The following is a 17,102-nucleotide window of genomic DNA, read 5'->3' on the forward strand; positions in this document are numbered from 1 at the left end:
ACACAGTAGGACCGGGTTCTCGCGAGGTCAATAGCACCGGCCGGGCTATCGTGATCGCATGGCCCGCCCCCAGCCTCCGAAACGCGCCACGGTGCACGACATCGCGGCCGCCGCGGGCGTGTCCCGGGGCACCGTCAGCCGCGTCCTCAACGGCGGTTACGTCTCCGCCGAGGCCCGCGCCGCCATCGAAGCCGCGATCACCGAAGTCGGCTACGTGCCGAACACCGCGGCCCGCGCCCTCAAGATGCGCCGCTCCGAAGCGGTCGCGTTCGTCGCCCTCGAGCCGCACTCGCTCTTCCTCGACGACCCGAACATCGGCTCCATCATGCTCGGCGCCAACGCCGCCCTGTCCCTCGCCGACCACCAGATGGTCAGCCTCGTCGTCGAGTCAGGCCGCGACATGGAACGCGTCGCGCGGTACCTGAGCGGCGGCTTCGTCGACGGCGCGATCGTCGTCTCGGCCCGCGCCCACGACCCGATCATCCAGGTGATCGGCGACCTGCGACTCCCGGCCGCGTTCGTGGGCCACCCGCCGGACCTCGACGGCACCATTCCGTACGTCGGGATCGACAACGCCGGCTCCGCCCGCGAACTCACGACCCGCCTCATCCAGACCGGTCGCCGCCGCATCGGCATGATCGCCGCCGCCCTCGACCGCGACTCCGGCAGCGACCGTCTGGCCGGCTTCCGCCAGGCCCTCGGCCCGCTCTTCGACCCCGACCTGGTCGCCGACGTCCCGCACTACGACTACGGCTCGGGCGTCAAAGGCATGCGCCTGCTCCTCGAACGCGACCCGTCGATCGACGGCGTCTTCGCCGCATCCGACGCGATCGCCGCCGGCGCCCTCGAATCCCTGCGCGAGGCCGGCCGCAGCGTCCCGTCCGAGGTGGGCATCGTCGGCTTCGACGACAGCACGTGGGCCGTTCGCACCCAGCCGCAGTTGTCCACCGTGCACCAGCCGGCGAAGGAGATAGGGGCCGTCGCCGCCCAGCTCATCCTCCGCCAACTCCGCGGCGAACAGATCGAGACCCTCGGCCGGCTCCTCCCCACTCCGGTCATCTGGCGCGACTCCGCGTGACCGCCACCCTCACCCCCAGCCGCGGCGCACCTCGCCGGCTGGTCCTGCGGGGTGCTTCAACCAGCCCGAAACACTCCTGAGAACCAGCCGGGACAGCACGCCCGGCTGGGCGCGACCACCAGCCTCGACGCCGACGACGAGGCCGGCAAGCCGGATGTCCGGAGGGATCCAGCCCGAGCGGATCCAGCCCGAGCGGATCCAGCCCGAGCGGATCCAGCCCGAGCGGATCGAGCCCGAGCGCCGGCGCGAACCGGCGTGGCGGCGCTCCACCGAGCCGAGGGCTCCACCGGGCAGGCACTCCGGGTGGGCAGACGCCTCAGCGCAGCGGGCTCCGACAGGGCGGCGGCTCCGGCAGGCGGGCCACCTCCGGCAGGCGGGGATCTCCGACAGGCGGGCCGACGGGAGGCGGGCCGACGGGAGGCGGGACACCAGCAGGCGGGCCGACGGCAGGCGGGCCGACGGCGTACGCGGGAAGGGGTTCGGGGTTCAGCCGCCGAAAGTGGTGCGAAGACGCTGGGCGAGGCTCGGCGGCGGTGGCGGCGGAGTCGGGCGCCGGTTGGCCGCCGGCGCCGACCGCCCGATCGGCTGGTCGTAGTCGGCCGCCGCGATCGCCGCCACGATCTCGTCGTCGGTGAAGCGCTCCGACCCCGGGATCGACGGCACGAACCCGACGAGCACCCCGTCGCGCATCACCTGCGCTTCGAGCCCCGCGGTCCCGTCGTTGTCCCAGATCGCCTCACGCCCGTCGGGCATGACGACGCGAATCCCGTATTCCGTGAGGCCGGCGTGCGGAAGTTTCAGATGGGCGAAGACGTTGCGCCCGCGCAGCTGCTCGACGACCCGGCGAGCCCGGTTCTCTTCCATGCGCCCGAACGTAACGCGTCTTTCTGGAGACACGCTGAAGAGCCGCTTCACAGCGGTTGAGAACAGCACCCATGTAACATCCCCCAGGGACATAACCCCAGGTCACATCGATGCATGTTACTCCCTTGTAACAGGAAAATCACCGGATTCCATTTCTCTCAACATTGACTTACTGTGCGGTAACCGAAGCGCTTCGGCCCCAGAGATCCGCATTTGGATATCGGAGGCCATCGATGGGCAGGCTCACCGTCCTCGTCTTCTCGTCCGTCCTCGCGTTCACCTTCGCCGCCGCATCCCCCGCTCAGGCGGCCGGCGTCGACTACGTCGCCCTCGGCGACTCCTACTCGTCCGGGGTCGGCGCGCCCGGACAGTCCGGCTCGTGCCTGCGCAGCAACTACAGCTACGCGGCGCAGTGGGCGGCCAGGAACAGCCCGGCCACGTTCCAGTTCCTGGCCTGCAGCGGCGCGGTCACCGACGACGTCCGCAACACCCAGGTCCCGGCCATGAACAGCGGCGCGGACCTGATCAGCATCACCGTCGGCGGCAACGACGCCGGCTTCGCCCCGACCGTGCTCACGTGCCTGACCAGCAGCGATGCCACATGTACAGCGAAGGTCGCGGCGGGCAAGACCTACGTCGCGAACACGCTCCCCGGCAAACTCGACGCCACCTACACCGCGATCAAATCGAAGGCACCGGGCGCGAAGGTCGTCGTCCTCTCCTACCCGAACATCTTCGACACGTCGGCCGCGATCTGCGAGATGAGCGCGACCAAGCGCAAGGCCATCAACAGCGGCGCGCAGGCCCTCGACGACATGATCAAGGCCCGGGCCACCGCGGCCGGCTTCACGTTCGCCGACGTCCGCAGCAACTTCACCGGTCACGGCGTGTGCGCGTCGAAACCGTACCTCAACGGTCTGACGATCATCCCGCCGCAGAACTCGTACCACCCGAACACCAACGGCTACACGCTCGGTTACCTACCCGCCCTGACCAGCGCCGTCTCCTGACCGACAGCCGGGCGGCGGCTCCGCTCCACCCGCCGCCCGACACAAAGACTTTTCTGGTACGTCTTCTCCCCCCGCCCCCTGGCCCGCATCCGCGACGCCGCGGGACACCGGGCCGCAACGGCGCCGCCGGGCGGCCCGGATCCCGGCGCCCGACCGCAACGCCACCGCAACCGCCGTCGAACCGGGTCGCCGCCCCCGCCCGGCAGGATCCTTGGGCATGGCTCGCCTGAACATGCTGCTCTTCCTCGTCACCGTCGCGCTGACCGTGGTCGCCATGATCGACTGCCTGGCCACCGACCGGACCCGCGTGCAGCACTTCCCGCGTAACGCCTGGCTGGTCCTGATCGTGCTCTGCCCGGTGGCCGGCGCGGTCGCGTGGTTCCGCGCCGGACGCGTCGGCGCGGGTGAGCGCACGATCCTGTCGGGGCAGACCTCGGACTGGACGGTCGCCCCGGGCCGCGCGGCTCCGATCGGCCCGGACGACGACCCGGAGTTCCTGCGCCTGCTGGCCGAGGCGATCCGCAACCGCTGACGAATGCGAGACCAGCCGACCCGCGCCCGCTGACGAATGCGACCGGGCCGACCCGCGCCCGCTGGCGAGGCGAACCGACCCGGCCCGCGCCCGCTGACGAATGCGACCGGGCCGACCCGCGCCCGTTGACGAGGCGAATCGAACCGATCCACGGCTGCTGACGGCGTCGGACACCCGAACCGCTCAGGTGACGAGCGGCCGCCACACGTGCCGCCGCTTGTACGCCTCGTCCCCCGCCAGGAAGTCGGTCAGCAGCCGCGCCGCCGCTTCACCGTCCGTGGTCTCGGTCCGGTAGTGCTTGTCGGGATGCCCTTCCCGGTATTCCAGGGCGTACCGCCCCGGCTCCGCCCCCGCCGCCGGCCCGAACCCGACCTGCACGAACCACCCGTCGGCCCGTTCCAGGATCAGGAAGTGGTTCTCCTCGCCGAGCTCCCGGATCCGCTGCTCGATGCGTTCCGGCGTCGGGTCGGGCACGTCCGGCCCGGCCGCCGAGGTGAGCGTGAACCCGGCGATGTGCCCGGCCGCGTTCGGGTTCAGCAGGTGTGACTGCGGCTCGTAGCAGACCAGGCCGTGCTCCCGGGCGAGCGCCACCACCGCCGCGCCGACCTCGCCGGCCCGGGACCAGGCGATGGTCAGGTCGAGCAGGATGTCGGACGGCTGCGGCGTGACGGCCCACGCGCCGGATTCCGGTGGGAAGCGGCGGAGCAGGTCGTCGTGCAGCCGCAGGACCGCGGGGTGGGCCCGGAACATTCCTGGTTCCCCGTCGTGCCGGCGGCGCAGTTTGCTCTCGGCGAGCCCGGGCGTGATCGCCTCTGGCTCGTGCCAGACGTACAGATCGAAGCTCATGACGAAGCCCCCTCCCGGCGTATCGAAGGATCTTAGTGCGCTACGTCACCAGGTGAAGACTCGGCCCCGTGCGGTGCTGGTGGCGGTACGTCCGTCGCGCTCGTAGCGGAACGCCATCACGACCGTGTAGTTGCGTCCCCGCCGGGGCGCCGCGCCCGCCGGCCCGCACGCCCGGGTCATCGTCCCCGGCGTGAACGTGAGCCCGTCGCACGTGGTCGGCCCGGCCACGGTCCGCCCGGTGTCGGCGTCGCGCAGGGTGACCTCGATGCGCCCGCGACCACCGGCCGGGGCGGTCAGCGACGCCTGGAACCGCACGGTCCGGCCGAGCGAGTGGCACGGGCGCGGGGAGAGCGGGCTGCGCGTGGCGAGGTCGATCATCAGGCCGGGTGCGCACTGCCACGGGCCCTGCTGGTCCCCCTCGGGTTGGGGTTTCCTGATGTCGACGGCCCGCTTCGTCCGTACCTTGATCGGCTTTCTGGTCGGGGAGGCGGCCTTGGCCCGCGGCTTCTTCGAGGGTGCGGCGTGCCTCGCGGAGGACGGCGCGGCGGCCGGCTGCGGACGGCTGGAGGGCGTGCCGGCGGGCGGTGGCGGCTGCGCGGCGCTCTGCTCGGGCGCGAGACGCCAGACCGAGGTGGCGACGCCGGTTGCGAGCAGGACTCCGGCGAGGATCGCGACGGTCGCGCTGGAGCGGACCCAGCGGTGGCTCGGCGCGATGTTGCGCGGCCGGCGGGCCGGCGGGATCGCATGCCGGGACGGTGCCGACGGGTGGACGGCGCGGCGCAGTTCGGGCGGGTCGACCGCCATGTCGTCCGGGTCGGCCGGCGGCAGGCGGGGCGCCTCGGGTGGTGGCAGCGCCGGGATCCCGGCCAGTTTGCGGGACAGCATCCGCAGGTCGCGGACGAGCGCGGGGGCGGCGGGGCGCTGGCGCGATTTCGCCGAGAGGCAGGACCTGATCAGTTTCCACAGTTCGTCGGGGATGCCGGGGCGGCGTTCGGGGCGGCCCTCGGCGTGCATGCGCATCAGCTCGGGCACCGAGTCGCTCATGTACGGCGGCTGCCCCGACACCAGCTCGTAGAGCAGGACGCCCAGCGCGTACACGTCGGTGGCCGGGCTCGGGGTCACCCCGTGGAACGCTTCCGGCGCCATGTAGTGCGGCGTGCCGACCACCGCGTTGGGCGTGGTCATGCTCGGCACGTTGAGGATCCTGGCGATGCCGAAATCGGTCAGCCGGGTGTCGAGCCGCCCGTCGCGTTCGAGTATCAGGATGTTGTCCGGTTTCAGGTCCCGGTGGATGATGCCCAGCTCGTGGGCCTCGGCGAGCGCGTCGGCGACCTGGGCGGCGAGCCGGGCGGCCTCGGCCGGCGGTACGGTCCGGACCCGTTCCAGGTGGTCGCGCAGGCTGCCGCCGGCCACCAGGTCCATCACCAGGCCGAGGGTCTCGCCGACGCTGAACAGGTCGCGGACCCGGACGACGTTGCGGTGCCGCAGCATCAGCAGGATCGTCCGTTCCTGCACGAACCGGGTGACCAGCCGCGGCTGGCGCAGCAGGCTCTCGTGCAGCAGCTTCACGGCGACCGGCTCGCCGGTGGTGCTCTCCACGCCTTCCCAGACGGTGCCGGTCGCGCCCTGCCCGATCGGTTTCACGAGCCGGTACGAGTTACCGACATTCCGTCCGGCAAGTTGCTCGCTGTCCGTGGAATCCTGCATTACTCGGGGATCCTTCCGCCTGACGGCAATGCCCCGAGATACTGCGATTTGTCCGGATGAACTGGCAAGTCCCTCCGCGCAGATTCGCACGGTCCGGGAGGAAGGACTCCCGGACCGTCACGAATCCCCGCCGATGTCGTTCAGCCCGTTACGAGCCGCCCGGAGTGGGCTGCGGACCACACAACGAGCGGATCGCGCCCAGCAGTGTGGACCGGGTGAACGGTTTCTCCAGCAGCATGCTGTTCTCGTCGAGGTGCAGCTGCGGCCCGAGCGACGCCGCGGTGTAACCGGACATGTAGAGCACCGGCAGATCCGGCTGGTGCGTGCGCAGCGCCCCGGCCAGCTCGGGACCGGTCATGGTCGGCATCACCACGTCGGTGATCAGCAGGTCCGGCCGGGCGCCCGAGGCCACCTGGGTGACCGCGGTCAGCGCGTCGGTGGCCACCGCGATCTCGTAACCGGCCGGCGCGATCAGCCGCTGCACGAGCTGGGCGACGTCCGGCTGGTCCTCGACGATCAGCACGCGGCCGATCACCGCGTTCTTGGTCTTGCTCTCGCCGGACGGGTCCTTGCGCTGCTCGGCGGCCGGCAGGTAGATGTGCACGGTCGTGCCGATCCGCGGCCGCGACTCCAGCTCGATGTGGCCGCCCAGGTTCTGCACGATGCCGGCGGTGGTGGCCAGGCCCAGGCCGGCGGCGGTCGGCCGGGTGGTGAAGAACGGTTCGAGGGCCCGCTTGCGGATCTCCTCCTCCATGCCGATCCCGGTGTCGGTGACCACCAGGTGCACCAGTTTGCCGGTCGGCGCGCCCTCGGCCAGCTGCCCCGGCTCGACCACCTCGTTGGTCGCCGCGACCCGGACCATGCCGCCGTGCAGCATCGCGTCCCGCGCGTTGGCGGCCAGGTTGACCAGCGCCTGTTCGAGCGGGCCGCGTTCGGCCTTGACCGGCCAGACGTCGGCACCGAACGCGAGGTCCAGGCCGATGTGCTCGCCGAGAGTCCGGGAGAACAGCGACTGCACGTCGGTGAGCAGGTCCGGGATCGGGATCACCTCGGGGCGGTTGCCCTCGCTGCGCCCGAACGCCAGCAGCTGGTGGGTGAGCGTCCGGCCGGTCGACACCGCGTCCATGATGTCCTTGGCCAGCGCGTGCTGCGGCGAACCCTCCTCGGTCTGCGTCAGGATCATGTCGGCCGAGCCTGCCACCACGGTCATCAGGTTGTTGAAGTCGTGGGACAGCCCGCCGATCAGCTGGCCCAGGCTGTCCAGCCGGCGCAGGTGGTCGAGCTGCCGCTTGAGGCCCCGGGCGTCGATGTGGTCGGTGGTGTCGGTGATCATGCAGAGCACGCCGCCGAAGTCGCCGTGGTCGTCGCGCACCGGCATCATGCTCATCCGCACGCTGCGGCGGGAACCGTCGGCCCGCATCAGCCGGCCGGCGCCGACCGTGGACCGGCCCTGCTTGCACTCGGCGATCCGGCGGTCGAGCTCCTTCTGGCCCACGTTGTCCAGGAAGCCGCGCAGCGACACCCCGATCAGCTCGCTGCGGGGCATGCCGAGGACCACACCGATCGGCTCGTTGGCGTAGGTCGCCACGCCGTCCGGGTCGAGCTGCAGCACCCCCTCCGGGATCGTCTCCAGCACCCGGCGGTACCGCTCCTCGGCCGCACGCAGCCGCTCCTGGGCGCGGGAACCGGACACCGCCAGGGAGAGCTCACCGGCGATGTCCCGGGCGAGTTCGACCTCCGGCGTCGAGTAGAAGGAGTCCGCCGTGTGCCGGGTCAGAATCAGATATCCGGCGTACGTGTTGTCGACGATCACCGGGCACATCACCGCGGCCGTGACGCCGTGCTCGGGCGGGGCCAGTGCGGCCGCCGAGTCCCCGGCCAGCACGATCGGGCGCCGGCTGGCCGCCAGCGTGGTGGAGTACTCGTCGTCGGGCGTCTGACCGGCCCGGTCCAGCGCCCGCGCCAGTGGCCCGGAGCGACTGTCCTCCAGGTGGTGGTACGCGATCTGTTCGTAGTGACCGTCGTCGCGCAGGAGTTGGACGCCCGCGCCGTCACCGATCATGTCGGCGGCGGCACGGGCGGCAGTGGATCGCACCTCGGCCGGATCCGTCGCGGCGCGACTGAGCGCGAGGGCAAGATCGGCAAGCGCGTACCGGAGGGGGTAAGCCATGACACCCATGTGCACATTTTTCGTGTTATGTGACGCGCGTGCGGGGTGTTCGGCAAATCCGGCGTGCCATTAGTGGAAGAGAGCGCTCACCGATTCACCGTTGTGTATCCGGCGCATCGCCTCGGCCAGCGCCGACGCCACCGAGATCACGGTCAGCTTCGGGTGGCGCTTGGACGGCGGGATCGGCACCGTGTTCGTGCAGACGATCTCCTCCACCTCCTTCTCCGCGGCCAGCCGCTGCACCGCGTCGTTGGTCAGCAGGCCGTGCGTGCACGCCACCCGCACGCTGCGGACGTTGCGTTCGCGCAGCCGGGCGAGCAGCTCGAAGACCGTACTGCCCTTGGCGATCTCGTCGTCCAGCACGATGACGTCCCGGTCGGCGACCTCACCGATGATCGAGTTGATCACCACCTTGTCGTCGGCGAACCGCTGCTTCGCCCCGGCCGCGACCTCGACGCCGAGCAGCCGGGCGAACGCCGCCGCCTCCTTGGCGTTGCCCAGGTCGGGCGAGACCACCACGGTGTTGCTCAGGTCGTAGCCGCGGAAGTGATGAGCCAGCTCGCGCAGCGCGTGCAGGTGGTCCACCGGGATGCTGAAGAAGCCGTGCACCTGCGGGGAGTGCAGGGTCATGGCCAGCACCCGGTCGGCGCCGGCGGTGGTGAGCAGGTCGGCGACCAGGCGGCCACCGATCGAGATGCGCGGGGCATCCTTCTTGTCGGAGCGGGCGTAGGCGTAGTGCGGCAGGACCACGGTGATCCGGCCGGCCGACGCGCCACGGGCCGCGTCGAGCATGAAGAGCAGCTCGGCGAGATGCTCCTGGGTCGGAGGGACGAGCGGCTGGATCAGGAACACGTCCCGCTCCCGGCAGTTCCCCTCCAGCTGCACCTCGATGCAGTCGTTGGCGAACCGGGAGATCCTGGTCGGCATCAGTGGCACCGCGAGGTGCTCGCAGATCTCCGCGGCCAGTTCGGGATGGGCGGATCCGGTGAAAACGGCGATGTCGCGCACGGGGCACATGCTAAGAGGCGGCGGTACGGGGTCGCCGGACGACTCCCACGACGTTAGCGTGCTCTCATGAACGGACTGGCGGTCGCGTGCCGGCGCGTGGTGCACATCTACCGTGCCGAGGCGGGGGACGTGGTGGCCCTCGCCGGTGTCGATCTCTCCATCGCCCCGGGCGAGACGCTCGCCCTGGTCGGGCCCTCCGGGTCCGGCAAATCGACGCTGATCGCCCTGCTCGCGGGCCTGATGCGCCCGTCCGCCGGGCGGATCAACGTCGGCACATACGACCTGGGCAAACTCGCCGACAGCGAGATCTCCCGGCTGCGCGGCACCGAGATCGGGGTGGTGCTGCAGGGCGCCGCGCGCAACCTCTTGCCGTACGCGACGCTGCACCGCAACATCTGGCTGGCGCAACGCCGCGCGGCGCACACCCGGGGCATCAAGCTCGACGATCCCGACCGGATCCTCGACCTGGTCGGATTGCCTGGTCAAGGTCGTCGCAAGCTGGCCGACCTGACCCCCGGCGGCCGTCAGCGGGCCGCCCTCGCCGTCGGCATCGCCACCGGCCCGGGGCTGCTGCTGGTCGATGAGCCGACGAGCCGGCTGGACACCGCGGGCCGCGACGAGGTGCTGGACGCACTCGAAACGGTGAACCAGGAACGGGAGACCACGATCGTGGTAGTCACCCACGACAACGAGGTCGGGGCACGCCTGGGCCGGGCGGTCACCATCCGGGACGGCCGGGTCGGCGCCGAGGGCCGCGACGGGCAGGACTTCGCGGTCGTCGCCGGTGACGGCACGGTCCAGTTGCCGCCCGAGGTGCTGGGCGCCTACCCGCCCGGGACGCTCTTCACCGTCCAGCACATCGACGGCGAGGTCACTCTCGTCCCGGGCAGCTCCGAGGCCGCGGCCTGAACCCTGCCCGGAAGGTCCGCCGCAGCCTCGGTCGAGTTTCCGCCAGGCCCTAGTAATAACGGCGCCGGCGGCGCGGGCCGCTGGGCCACATCTTGCGGGTGACCAGGAAGGCGACCCCGAACGCGGCGACCACCACCACCGCGACCACCGGCGTGGTCAGCGGCGACGACGGCTGGTTCGTCGCGGTCTGGTTCGCCGAGAGCACCGCCGTGGTGTCCTTGGCCGGGGCGGTGGTCGGCGGCGGCGCGGTCGGCAGCCCGTCGAAGTCGACGAGGTTGCTGCTCTCCAGCAGGGTCAGGTGCGTCGCCACGAACTGGTTGGTCCGCTGAGCCAGCTTGCGGATCGTGTCGTTGCGGGTGCTCGCCCGGATCGTCGCGATCGCCGGGAAGATCTTGCCGTGCGCCGCCCGCAGCCGGTCCACGAAGATCTGGTCGAACTCCTTGCCGGAGGCCGCCCGCATCTCCCCGAGCCAGCCCTGCTGGTCGGCGTTCGGCTTGTTCGGCAGGGTGATGTCGAGCTTCTTCGCCGCGGACCGGACCAGTTGGTCGAGCACGGTGTGCTGCGCGGCGATCTCCTTGCCGATGGCCTTGATCCGCGGGTCGCCGGACTTCTCCTGGGCCATCTGCCCGGCCGGCATCTCCCAGAGCCCGGCCAGCCGCACCTTCGTCGCGAAGTCCCGGTCCGCCGCCGAGACCTCGCCCTCACCGGTGTCGGTGATCAGCTCGTTCGGCGGCACCGGCACGCCCGGATCCTCGGCGGCCCAGGCCGCGCGCGGCGGAAGCAGCAGCAACGCCACTACCGCAACGGCTGCCCACGCCAGGTGACGCAGGCGCGCTCCCAGTTCGATGGCGACCACACGAACCTCCTCCACAGCTCCCGCACAGCTTGTTCATGCACGAGAACGGATCAGGAGCGCCGGTGGATCAATGACACCAGGGCCTTTCGGCCCTGGCGCAAAATTCGGCGATCCGGTAGAGCGGATCAACCGACGCGGCGGCGCAGATCCCGGCCGCCCAGCACGGCCGCCACCAGGTAGGGCAGCAGGATCGCCACCGCCCACCAGAGCATCACCCCGGCCCGCGGCCACCCCGGCAACGGCAGATCCGGTGGGTCGACCCCGGCCAGCGGCAGTGCCCACCCGGTCAGCCACCAACCGGCCAGCCCGACCAGCATGCCCACCACGACCGCGGCTGTCACCAGCGCCGGGTAGGTCCAGAAGGTCGCCTGCCCGGCCGGGCCCCGCCGTAAACCCTGAACCCGCATCGCGATCAGGTCCTCGGCGCGCCGCCCCCGGTCCACCGCCACGGTCAGCACCAGCGCGCCGACCCCGAGCAGCGTCGCCAGCCCGGCCGCGAGCAGGTAGAACCCGAGGGACAGGGCCGGACCCTGCTGTTCCAGCCGGTCCCGCACCGCGGCCGTCCCGGTGTCCTCGACGACGGCGAGCCCCTGCGCGGTGAGCCGGTCGACCGCGTCGGCCGGGGCTGCCCGGCTCAGCCAGACCTGCGACATCAGGGCACGCCGGGTCGAGGAGCCGAGCAGACCGGTGTAGCCGAGGTCGGCCATCCACGCCTGCCGCCCCAGCCCCGGCACCACCGGCAACGACACAGCCGGCGTCATCCGCACCACGTCGTCGGCCAGTCCCTTGATCGCCTCAGGGACACTTCCCGCGTACGCCACGGGCAGCGGATCCGGCACCCCGACCGGCCGGAGCCGAGCCACCTCGGCGTACGCCGGCGACACCTGGAGTTCCAGCGCGACCCCGTCCGGCCCGGTCGTCAGCGTCCCGGTCGTGGACGAGCTCGCCCACTTCGCCCCCAGCGAGTGGATCACCAGGTGGGCCTTGACCTTCTCGCGCCCGCTGCCACCGACCTGGATGCCGTTGACCCGGCAGCCGGCGGCGCAGACCTCCGGCCGTTCCCGGTACGTCGCGCGGCCGGTCCGGAGCCGTCCGAGGTCGACGAGCGCCTCGCCGCTGACCGAGGAGACCGAGACCGACAGCTGAAGCTTGTCGCTGCTGCTGGTGACGTCGACGGCGAGTTCCGGCCCGTCGATCACGGTCGGTTCCGCCTCCACCGGGTGGATGCCCTCGACGACCGTACGCGCGGAGGGCCCGTCCGAAGGCCAGATGGCGACCTTCTCCAGGGCCTGAGTGTCCACCGCCAGGCCGATCATCGGGTTGTCCCCGCCACTGGAGATCCGGGTGACCGCCATCGCCCAGTCGGTGTGCGGGTCGGCGGCGTGGACGGCGGCCAGCAGTTGCCGCCCGGAGACCGGTTCCACGGTGAGCACCCGGTCCGCGCCCGCGCCGAGCCGTGCCTGCGTGTCCCGGCCGCGCACCCCGGTGTCGACCGCGCACCCCGCGTACCCGCCCACCGCCGCGGCCGCCACCAGCAGCGCGAACAGCCGGGACGCCCCGGGCCGGCGGGTCAGTTGCAGGCCGGCCAGGGCCGGGCCGAGGCGCCCGCGGCGCAGAGCACCGGCAGCGACCCGGCCGATCACCGGGAGCAGCCCCCGTGACAACAGCAGCGCCAGGATGAGCAGCACGAACGCCGGGGCGAACAGGCCGATCCCGGTCAGCGAGCCGTTCGACAGGTAGAGCTGGCCGCCGGCCAGCACGGCGAGCACGAGCAGCACCGCCTCGCCGAACGGCACCCGGCCGGTGCCGGGCGCCGGGATCCGCCGGAGCAGGGCGGCGACCGGGCTGGTCAGTTGGCGGCGCTGGGCCGCGACCGCGGCGAGCAGCGCGATCAGCGCGGCCACCGGGGCGTAGCGCAGCGACGACCAGTCGGCGTCCTGACCGACGCCGGGGAACCGGATCGCGGCGACCAGGTTGATCAGCAGCTGACCGGCGAGGCAGCCGGCCACCGCACCGGCCAGCACGGCGACCAGGCTCTCCCCCGCGGCCAGCCACCAGCGGGACCACCACCGGGCGCCCCGCAGCGCGACCACCGCCAGTTCGCTCTGGCGGCCCTCGGCGCCGTACCCCACGGTCAGGTAGATGCTGAAGCAGGCGAGCAGGACCAGCGGCACGGCCAGCACCGGGACCAGCAGCCGCGACGCCGCACGGCCGCGGTCGATCCGGTCCAGCAGCAGCGGGATGTCGGTCTCGATCTGCAGCGTGTCGTCGACCTCGGCCGCGGCATTGTTCAGCTGGGTCAGCTCGGACCGCAGAGCGCCGAGCCGGCCGACGTCGAGGGTGCCGGGGGCGGCGATGCCGTCGATCGCCATCTCGGTACGGACCCGTTCCATCGCCGGCAACGTCATCGACGTGGTGAACAGCGGCTCGCCGGGCCCGATGTCCGGCCCTTTGACGAAGTAGCCGTGCCGTCCCCAGTACGTCTCCCCGGGCCGCACCACCTGGTAGGTCCCGGCGACGACCAGCGGTTTCGGCTTCCCGTCGGCCACGTAGCGCGAGACGCCGACCGAGTTGTCCGGCCTCGCCGCGGCGACCGTGATCGCATCGCCCGGGGCCAGGCCGAGCCGTTGCGCGGTCTGCTCACCGACCAGCACGTCGCCCTCGCCGAACAGGCAGCGGCCGGCGACGATCCGCACGTGCGCGCAGACGTCCTGCCGGAAGACCAGGCGCGACGGGTAACGGTCGGTCTTCTCCAGGCCGACCGTCGGCGTCTCCCGCGAGTAGTAGTACGTGAACCCGGGCAGCGCGATCAGGGTCCCGCCGATGTCGGTGAAGTCCTTCCCGTCCCCGCCGCCGCCGGTCAGCGCGTCCTGCGCGCCCCGCACGGTCAGGGTCAGCTCACCGGTGGACGCGGTGGCGATCTGGCCGGCCGCCACCGCGCGGCCCACCGCGATCAGATACGCCGGAGCGGCCACCGCCGAGGCCACCGCCAGCAGGGACAGCAGCGCGAGCGTGACCGCCTGGCCCCGCCGGTGCCAGACCATCGCCAGAACGAGCGTCATCATCGCCGCAACCCCCGGATCAGCGAGCGCAGTGACAGCCAGCCGACCAGGCCGAACAACGCCAGCGCGGCGAGGACGGCGAGCGTGGTCACGCCGGGGGCCAGCGCCAACGGCCCGGCCAGCACCCGCCAGCCGTCGGTGAAGCCGGGCACCGGGCTGCCGGTCGCCGCCACGCTCAGGATCGCGGCGAGGAGCCCCACCAGGACCCCGGCGGCGATCAGGGCGGCCGGCCCGGCGAATCCGGCCGCCGCCGCCACCCGGGCCGGCAGACCCTGGTGGCGCAGCGCCCGGAGCTGGTCGCCGAGCGAGCGCCGCTCGGCGACCACGCCGACCGCGACTGTCACCGCGGCCAGCAGCATCGCGGCCGCCCCGGCCAGCAGCGCGAACCGGACCACCGCGGCCGGGCCCTGCCCGCCGAGCTGATCCGTGCGCTGCCCGGCGGTGGTGTCGGTGCCGATCGTCAGGCCGGCCGCGGTCAGCGCGTCGACGATCCCGGGCGGGGCGCCGGGGGCGAGCCAGACCTGGAACTGGCCACCGGCGTCGGCGACCCCGGCCAGCCGGCGGGTCACGTCCAGGTCGACCATCACCCCGGAACGGCCGACCACCGGCAGCGCCGGGACGGTCGCGGTCACCTGGACCGGTGCCGGTTCCCCGTACGCGGTCAGCAGGGCATCCGAGTACCGCCAGTCCTCCGGCGGGCGCCCGGCCAGGATCACCGGGGCCGGCCCGCGCGTGCCGGCCGCCCACAGCTCGGACCCGACATACTGCAGGTTGCCGGTGTTCTCGTCGGCGGCCAGCCGCAACGTCCCGTCCGCGGCGGCCACGTCGAGCGCCGAGCCGGCCGTGCCGGGCAGCCAGTGGCTGATGTCGGCGAGCGTGGACCGGTCCAGGATGACCGGCTCGCCGCCGTCCTGCCGCAGTTCACGCAGGGCGACCGCGGCGCCGTCGGGTGGGGGCCGGGTGCGTCCGTTCGAATCCGGCGGGGTGGTCAGCGACCAGTTGACGATCCGGCAGCCGGGGGCCGCGGTGCAGCCGGTCACCGGCGCCACGGCGGTGCCCTCGCCCGCGCCGAGCACCCCGAAGGAGACGGTGACCGGCGCGCCGGTGGCCTCGTGCCGCAGGGTCAGGCCGACCGCGACCGGCTCCGGCCCGTCCCGCCGGTAGCTCAGCGTGAGCCGGTCGCCGGTGATGGGCGGCAGCCCCGGCTCAGCCGCCGCGGCGGTGGCCTCGGGCAGCGTGGTGACCGGCCCGTACTCCGCGCGCCAGGCCGCGACCGCGGCGAGCCGGGTCGTGTCCACCTCCAGGACCCGCACCTGGCTGTCGAGGCCGACCACGGCGGCCATCGCCTCGCGGCCACCCGGGTCGGCCCGGCGGACCGCGTCGAGCAGGGCGGTGCGGTTGGTGCCGGGCACCGTCAGCACCCGGACCGCGCCCAGGTCGGCGGTGCTGCGGGCGGCCCGGCCGGCCCGCTCGGCCCACTGGCCGCCGGCGGCCGTCACGAACAGCGCGACCCCGACCACGACCAGAGCGAACAGCCGTTCCGCCCCGGCCGAACGGGAGATCTGCAAGGCGCTCAGGCCCAGCCGCAACCGGCCGGCGCGCAGCGCGACCCGGCCGGTACGGGCGGCGGCGCGGCCCAGCAGCCGGGCGGCGACCAGACCGACGGCCAGCGCGACCAGGGCCGGGGCAGCCGCGTCCACGCCCACCGCCGGGCTGCCGGACCGGGCCTGGAAGAGCGCGGCCGCGGCGATCGTCAGCAGCAGCGCGTCGGCCAGCACCGACCACCACGGGGTGCCGCCGGCGGTCGCCGGGCGCAGCAGCACCGCCACCGGCCGGCCCAGCATCGACGCCTCGACCGCGGCCAGGACGGCCAGGCCGCCGAGCAGCACGGCACCGGCCGCGACCGCCGACCAGATCAGCGCCGCCCGCTGGTCGCCGGTGGTGGTGACCGGGCCGGCCAGGAGCCGGGCCAGCAGGACACCGGCCGGGGCGCCGAGCAGCAGGCCGGCGCCGAGCGGCACCAGGTGCTGCCCCCAGGCCAGCCGCAGCGTGCTCGAGCGGCTCACCCCGCGCAGCTTCAGCAGGGCGGCGTCGGCGCGTCGGTCGCGCGACGTGTACCGCCCGGCCAGGCCGATCGCGAACCAGGTGAGCACGACCAGTTGCAGCCCGGCGGTGAGCACACCCCGCAGCACGGTGGACCGGTCCCGGTCGATGGTGGTGAGCAGGCGCCGGGAGTTGACGGTCACCTGCACATCGTCGAGGCCGAGCCGGTTGTCCGCGGCGGTCAGTTTCGCGTCCAGGTCACGGTCGGTGCGGATCAGGTCGTCGGGGAGGACCACGTCGTACGACGCGGTGGGGTTCCACAGTGGTTTCGCCCGGAACGCCGTGATCGGCACGAACACCGGGTCGAGGCCGGCGACCGCGTGGGCGAGCTCGGGCGCCCAGAACGGTCCGTCCGGGTCCAGTCGGGTGTAGAGCGCCACCACCGTGACCGTCACCGTGCCGCTGACCAGCGACGACCCGGTCTCCACAGTGGCACCGCGGGTCAGGCCGAGCCGGCGGGCGGCCTCCACGCTGATCGCCGCCTCGCCGGGCGCGGCGGGGCACGGGCCGTCGAGGCGCACGTGCTCGCAGAACTGTTCGCGGTACGCCAACCGGATCGGGGTGTCGCCGGTGCCCTGCCGCAGATTCATCGACATGGCCAGGCCGCCCGTCGGCCCGGTCACCGGCACTCGCAGCGCGTCGCGCACCCGGCCGGTGAACTGCTCCAGCGCGGGGCCGGGATCGCCCGCCGTGGTGACCGCCCGCTGCGCGGTGAGCACGCGCTCGGCGGCGCCGGCCGCGGCGAGATCGGCCGCCGCGGACCGGCCGGCCGCCGCGAACGCGAACCAGGAACCGGCCACCGCGACGGCGGCAGCCAGCAGCGCCAGCACGAGAATGGTCAGCACCTGTGCGGTCCTGGTCCGCACGGCGCCGAGAACGAGCGCGAACATCGATCCCCTCCCCCGTGGTCATCGGGGAGGTTACGCGCTCATCGCCCTCCGTGGTGTCCGTAAGTTT

General features: G+C 72.8%; 13 protein-coding genes. 4 read left to right on the forward strand and 9 right to left on the reverse strand.

The genetic code is table 11. From position 1 onward, the window contains the following. Positions 1 to 58: 58 nt before the first annotated feature. Positions 59 to 1,078, forward strand: a complete 1,020-nt coding sequence (locus ACH442_RS34070; RefSeq protein WP_396342172.1) for a LacI family DNA-binding transcriptional regulator — start codon at positions 59 to 61, stop codon at positions 1,076 to 1,078. A 9-nt stretch (positions 1,079 to 1,087) separates the two neighbouring features. On the opposite strand, the gene ACH442_RS34075 is transcribed toward ACH442_RS34070, so the two are convergent. Both ACH442_RS34075 and ACH442_RS34080 read right to left on the reverse strand, forming a co-directional pair. Further along, positions 1,088 to 1,348, reverse strand: coding sequence for a hypothetical protein (locus ACH442_RS34075; RefSeq protein ID WP_396342173.1), 261 nt, complete (start codon positions 1,346 to 1,348; stop codon positions 1,088 to 1,090). A 216-nt stretch (positions 1,349 to 1,564) separates the two neighbouring features. Beyond that, complete coding sequence (locus tag ACH442_RS34080; RefSeq protein WP_396342174.1) at positions 1,565 to 1,942, reverse strand: hypothetical protein; 378 nt, start codon at positions 1,940 to 1,942, stop codon at positions 1,565 to 1,567. Positions 1,943 to 2,175: 233 nt separating this feature from the next. Between ACH442_RS34080 and ACH442_RS34085 the strand changes: the two genes are divergently transcribed. Together ACH442_RS34085 and ACH442_RS34090 are read left to right on the forward strand one after the other, a co-directional pair. Continuing rightward, the gene (locus tag ACH442_RS34085; protein ID WP_396342175.1) at positions 2,176 to 2,952 is read left to right on the forward strand and encodes an SGNH/GDSL hydrolase family protein; all 777 of its coding nucleotides are present in this window, start codon (positions 2,176 to 2,178) and stop codon (positions 2,950 to 2,952) included. 217 nt (positions 2,953 to 3,169) lie between these two features. Next, positions 3,170 to 3,484 (forward strand): PLD nuclease N-terminal domain-containing protein, encoded by a 315-nt coding sequence (locus ACH442_RS34090; RefSeq protein WP_396342176.1) that lies wholly within the window; start codon positions 3,170 to 3,172, stop codon positions 3,482 to 3,484. A gap of 183 nt (positions 3,485 to 3,667) precedes the next feature. On the opposite strand, the gene ACH442_RS34095 is transcribed toward ACH442_RS34090, so the two are convergent. The 4 genes from ACH442_RS34095 to ACH442_RS34110 form a co-directional block, all read right to left on the reverse strand. After that, positions 3,668 to 4,330 carry a hypothetical protein gene (locus ACH442_RS34095; RefSeq protein WP_396342177.1) on the reverse strand — a complete coding sequence of 221 codons (663 nt, stop codon included), beginning with the start codon at positions 4,328 to 4,330 and terminating at the stop codon, positions 3,668 to 3,670. A gap of 45 nt (positions 4,331 to 4,375) precedes the next feature. Further along, entirely contained in the window at positions 4,376 to 6,037 is a 1,662-nt protein-coding gene (locus ACH442_RS34100; RefSeq protein ID WP_396342178.1) for a protein kinase, read from the reverse strand. 148 nt (positions 6,038 to 6,185) lie between these two features. Further along, on the reverse strand, positions 6,186 to 8,216 hold the full coding sequence (locus ACH442_RS34105; protein WP_396342179.1) for a response regulator: 2,031 nt from the start codon (positions 8,214 to 8,216) through the stop codon (positions 6,186 to 6,188). 60 nt (positions 8,217 to 8,276) lie between these two features. Continuing rightward, positions 8,277 to 9,215 (reverse strand): ribose-phosphate diphosphokinase, encoded by a 939-nt coding sequence (locus ACH442_RS34110; RefSeq protein WP_396342180.1) that lies wholly within the window; start codon positions 9,213 to 9,215, stop codon positions 8,277 to 8,279. A 66-nt stretch (positions 9,216 to 9,281) separates the two neighbouring features. Here ACH442_RS34110 and ACH442_RS34115 point away from each other — a divergent pair, with 66 nt between their 5' ends. After that, positions 9,282 to 10,124, forward strand: a complete 843-nt coding sequence (locus ACH442_RS34115; protein ID WP_396342181.1) for an ABC transporter ATP-binding protein — start codon at positions 9,282 to 9,284, stop codon at positions 10,122 to 10,124. A 49-nt stretch (positions 10,125 to 10,173) separates the two neighbouring features. Here ACH442_RS34115 and ACH442_RS34120 read toward each other — a convergent pair whose 3' ends face one another. From ACH442_RS34120 to ACH442_RS34130, 3 genes are all read right to left on the reverse strand, one after another. Beyond that, positions 10,174 to 10,980: a DUF4142 domain-containing protein gene (locus tag ACH442_RS34120; protein WP_396342182.1), complete on the reverse strand. Its 807-nt coding sequence runs from the start codon at positions 10,978 to 10,980 to the stop codon at positions 10,174 to 10,176. 125 nt (positions 10,981 to 11,105) lie between these two features. Next, positions 11,106 to 14,045: an FtsX-like permease family protein gene (locus ACH442_RS34125; protein WP_396342183.1), complete on the reverse strand. Its 2,940-nt coding sequence runs from the start codon at positions 14,043 to 14,045 to the stop codon at positions 11,106 to 11,108. Further along, complete coding sequence (locus tag ACH442_RS34130; protein ID WP_396342184.1) at positions 14,042 to 17,035, reverse strand: ABC transporter permease; 2,994 nt, start codon at positions 17,033 to 17,035, stop codon at positions 14,042 to 14,044. Before ACH442_RS34130 ends, ACH442_RS34125 begins: the two co-directional genes overlap by 4 nt. Positions 17,036 to 17,102: the final 67 nt, after the last annotated feature.

This window comes from Actinoplanes sp. NPDC020271 (assembly GCF_044388125.1).
Lineage (GTDB): Bacteria > Actinomycetota > Actinomycetes > Mycobacteriales > Micromonosporaceae > Actinoplanes.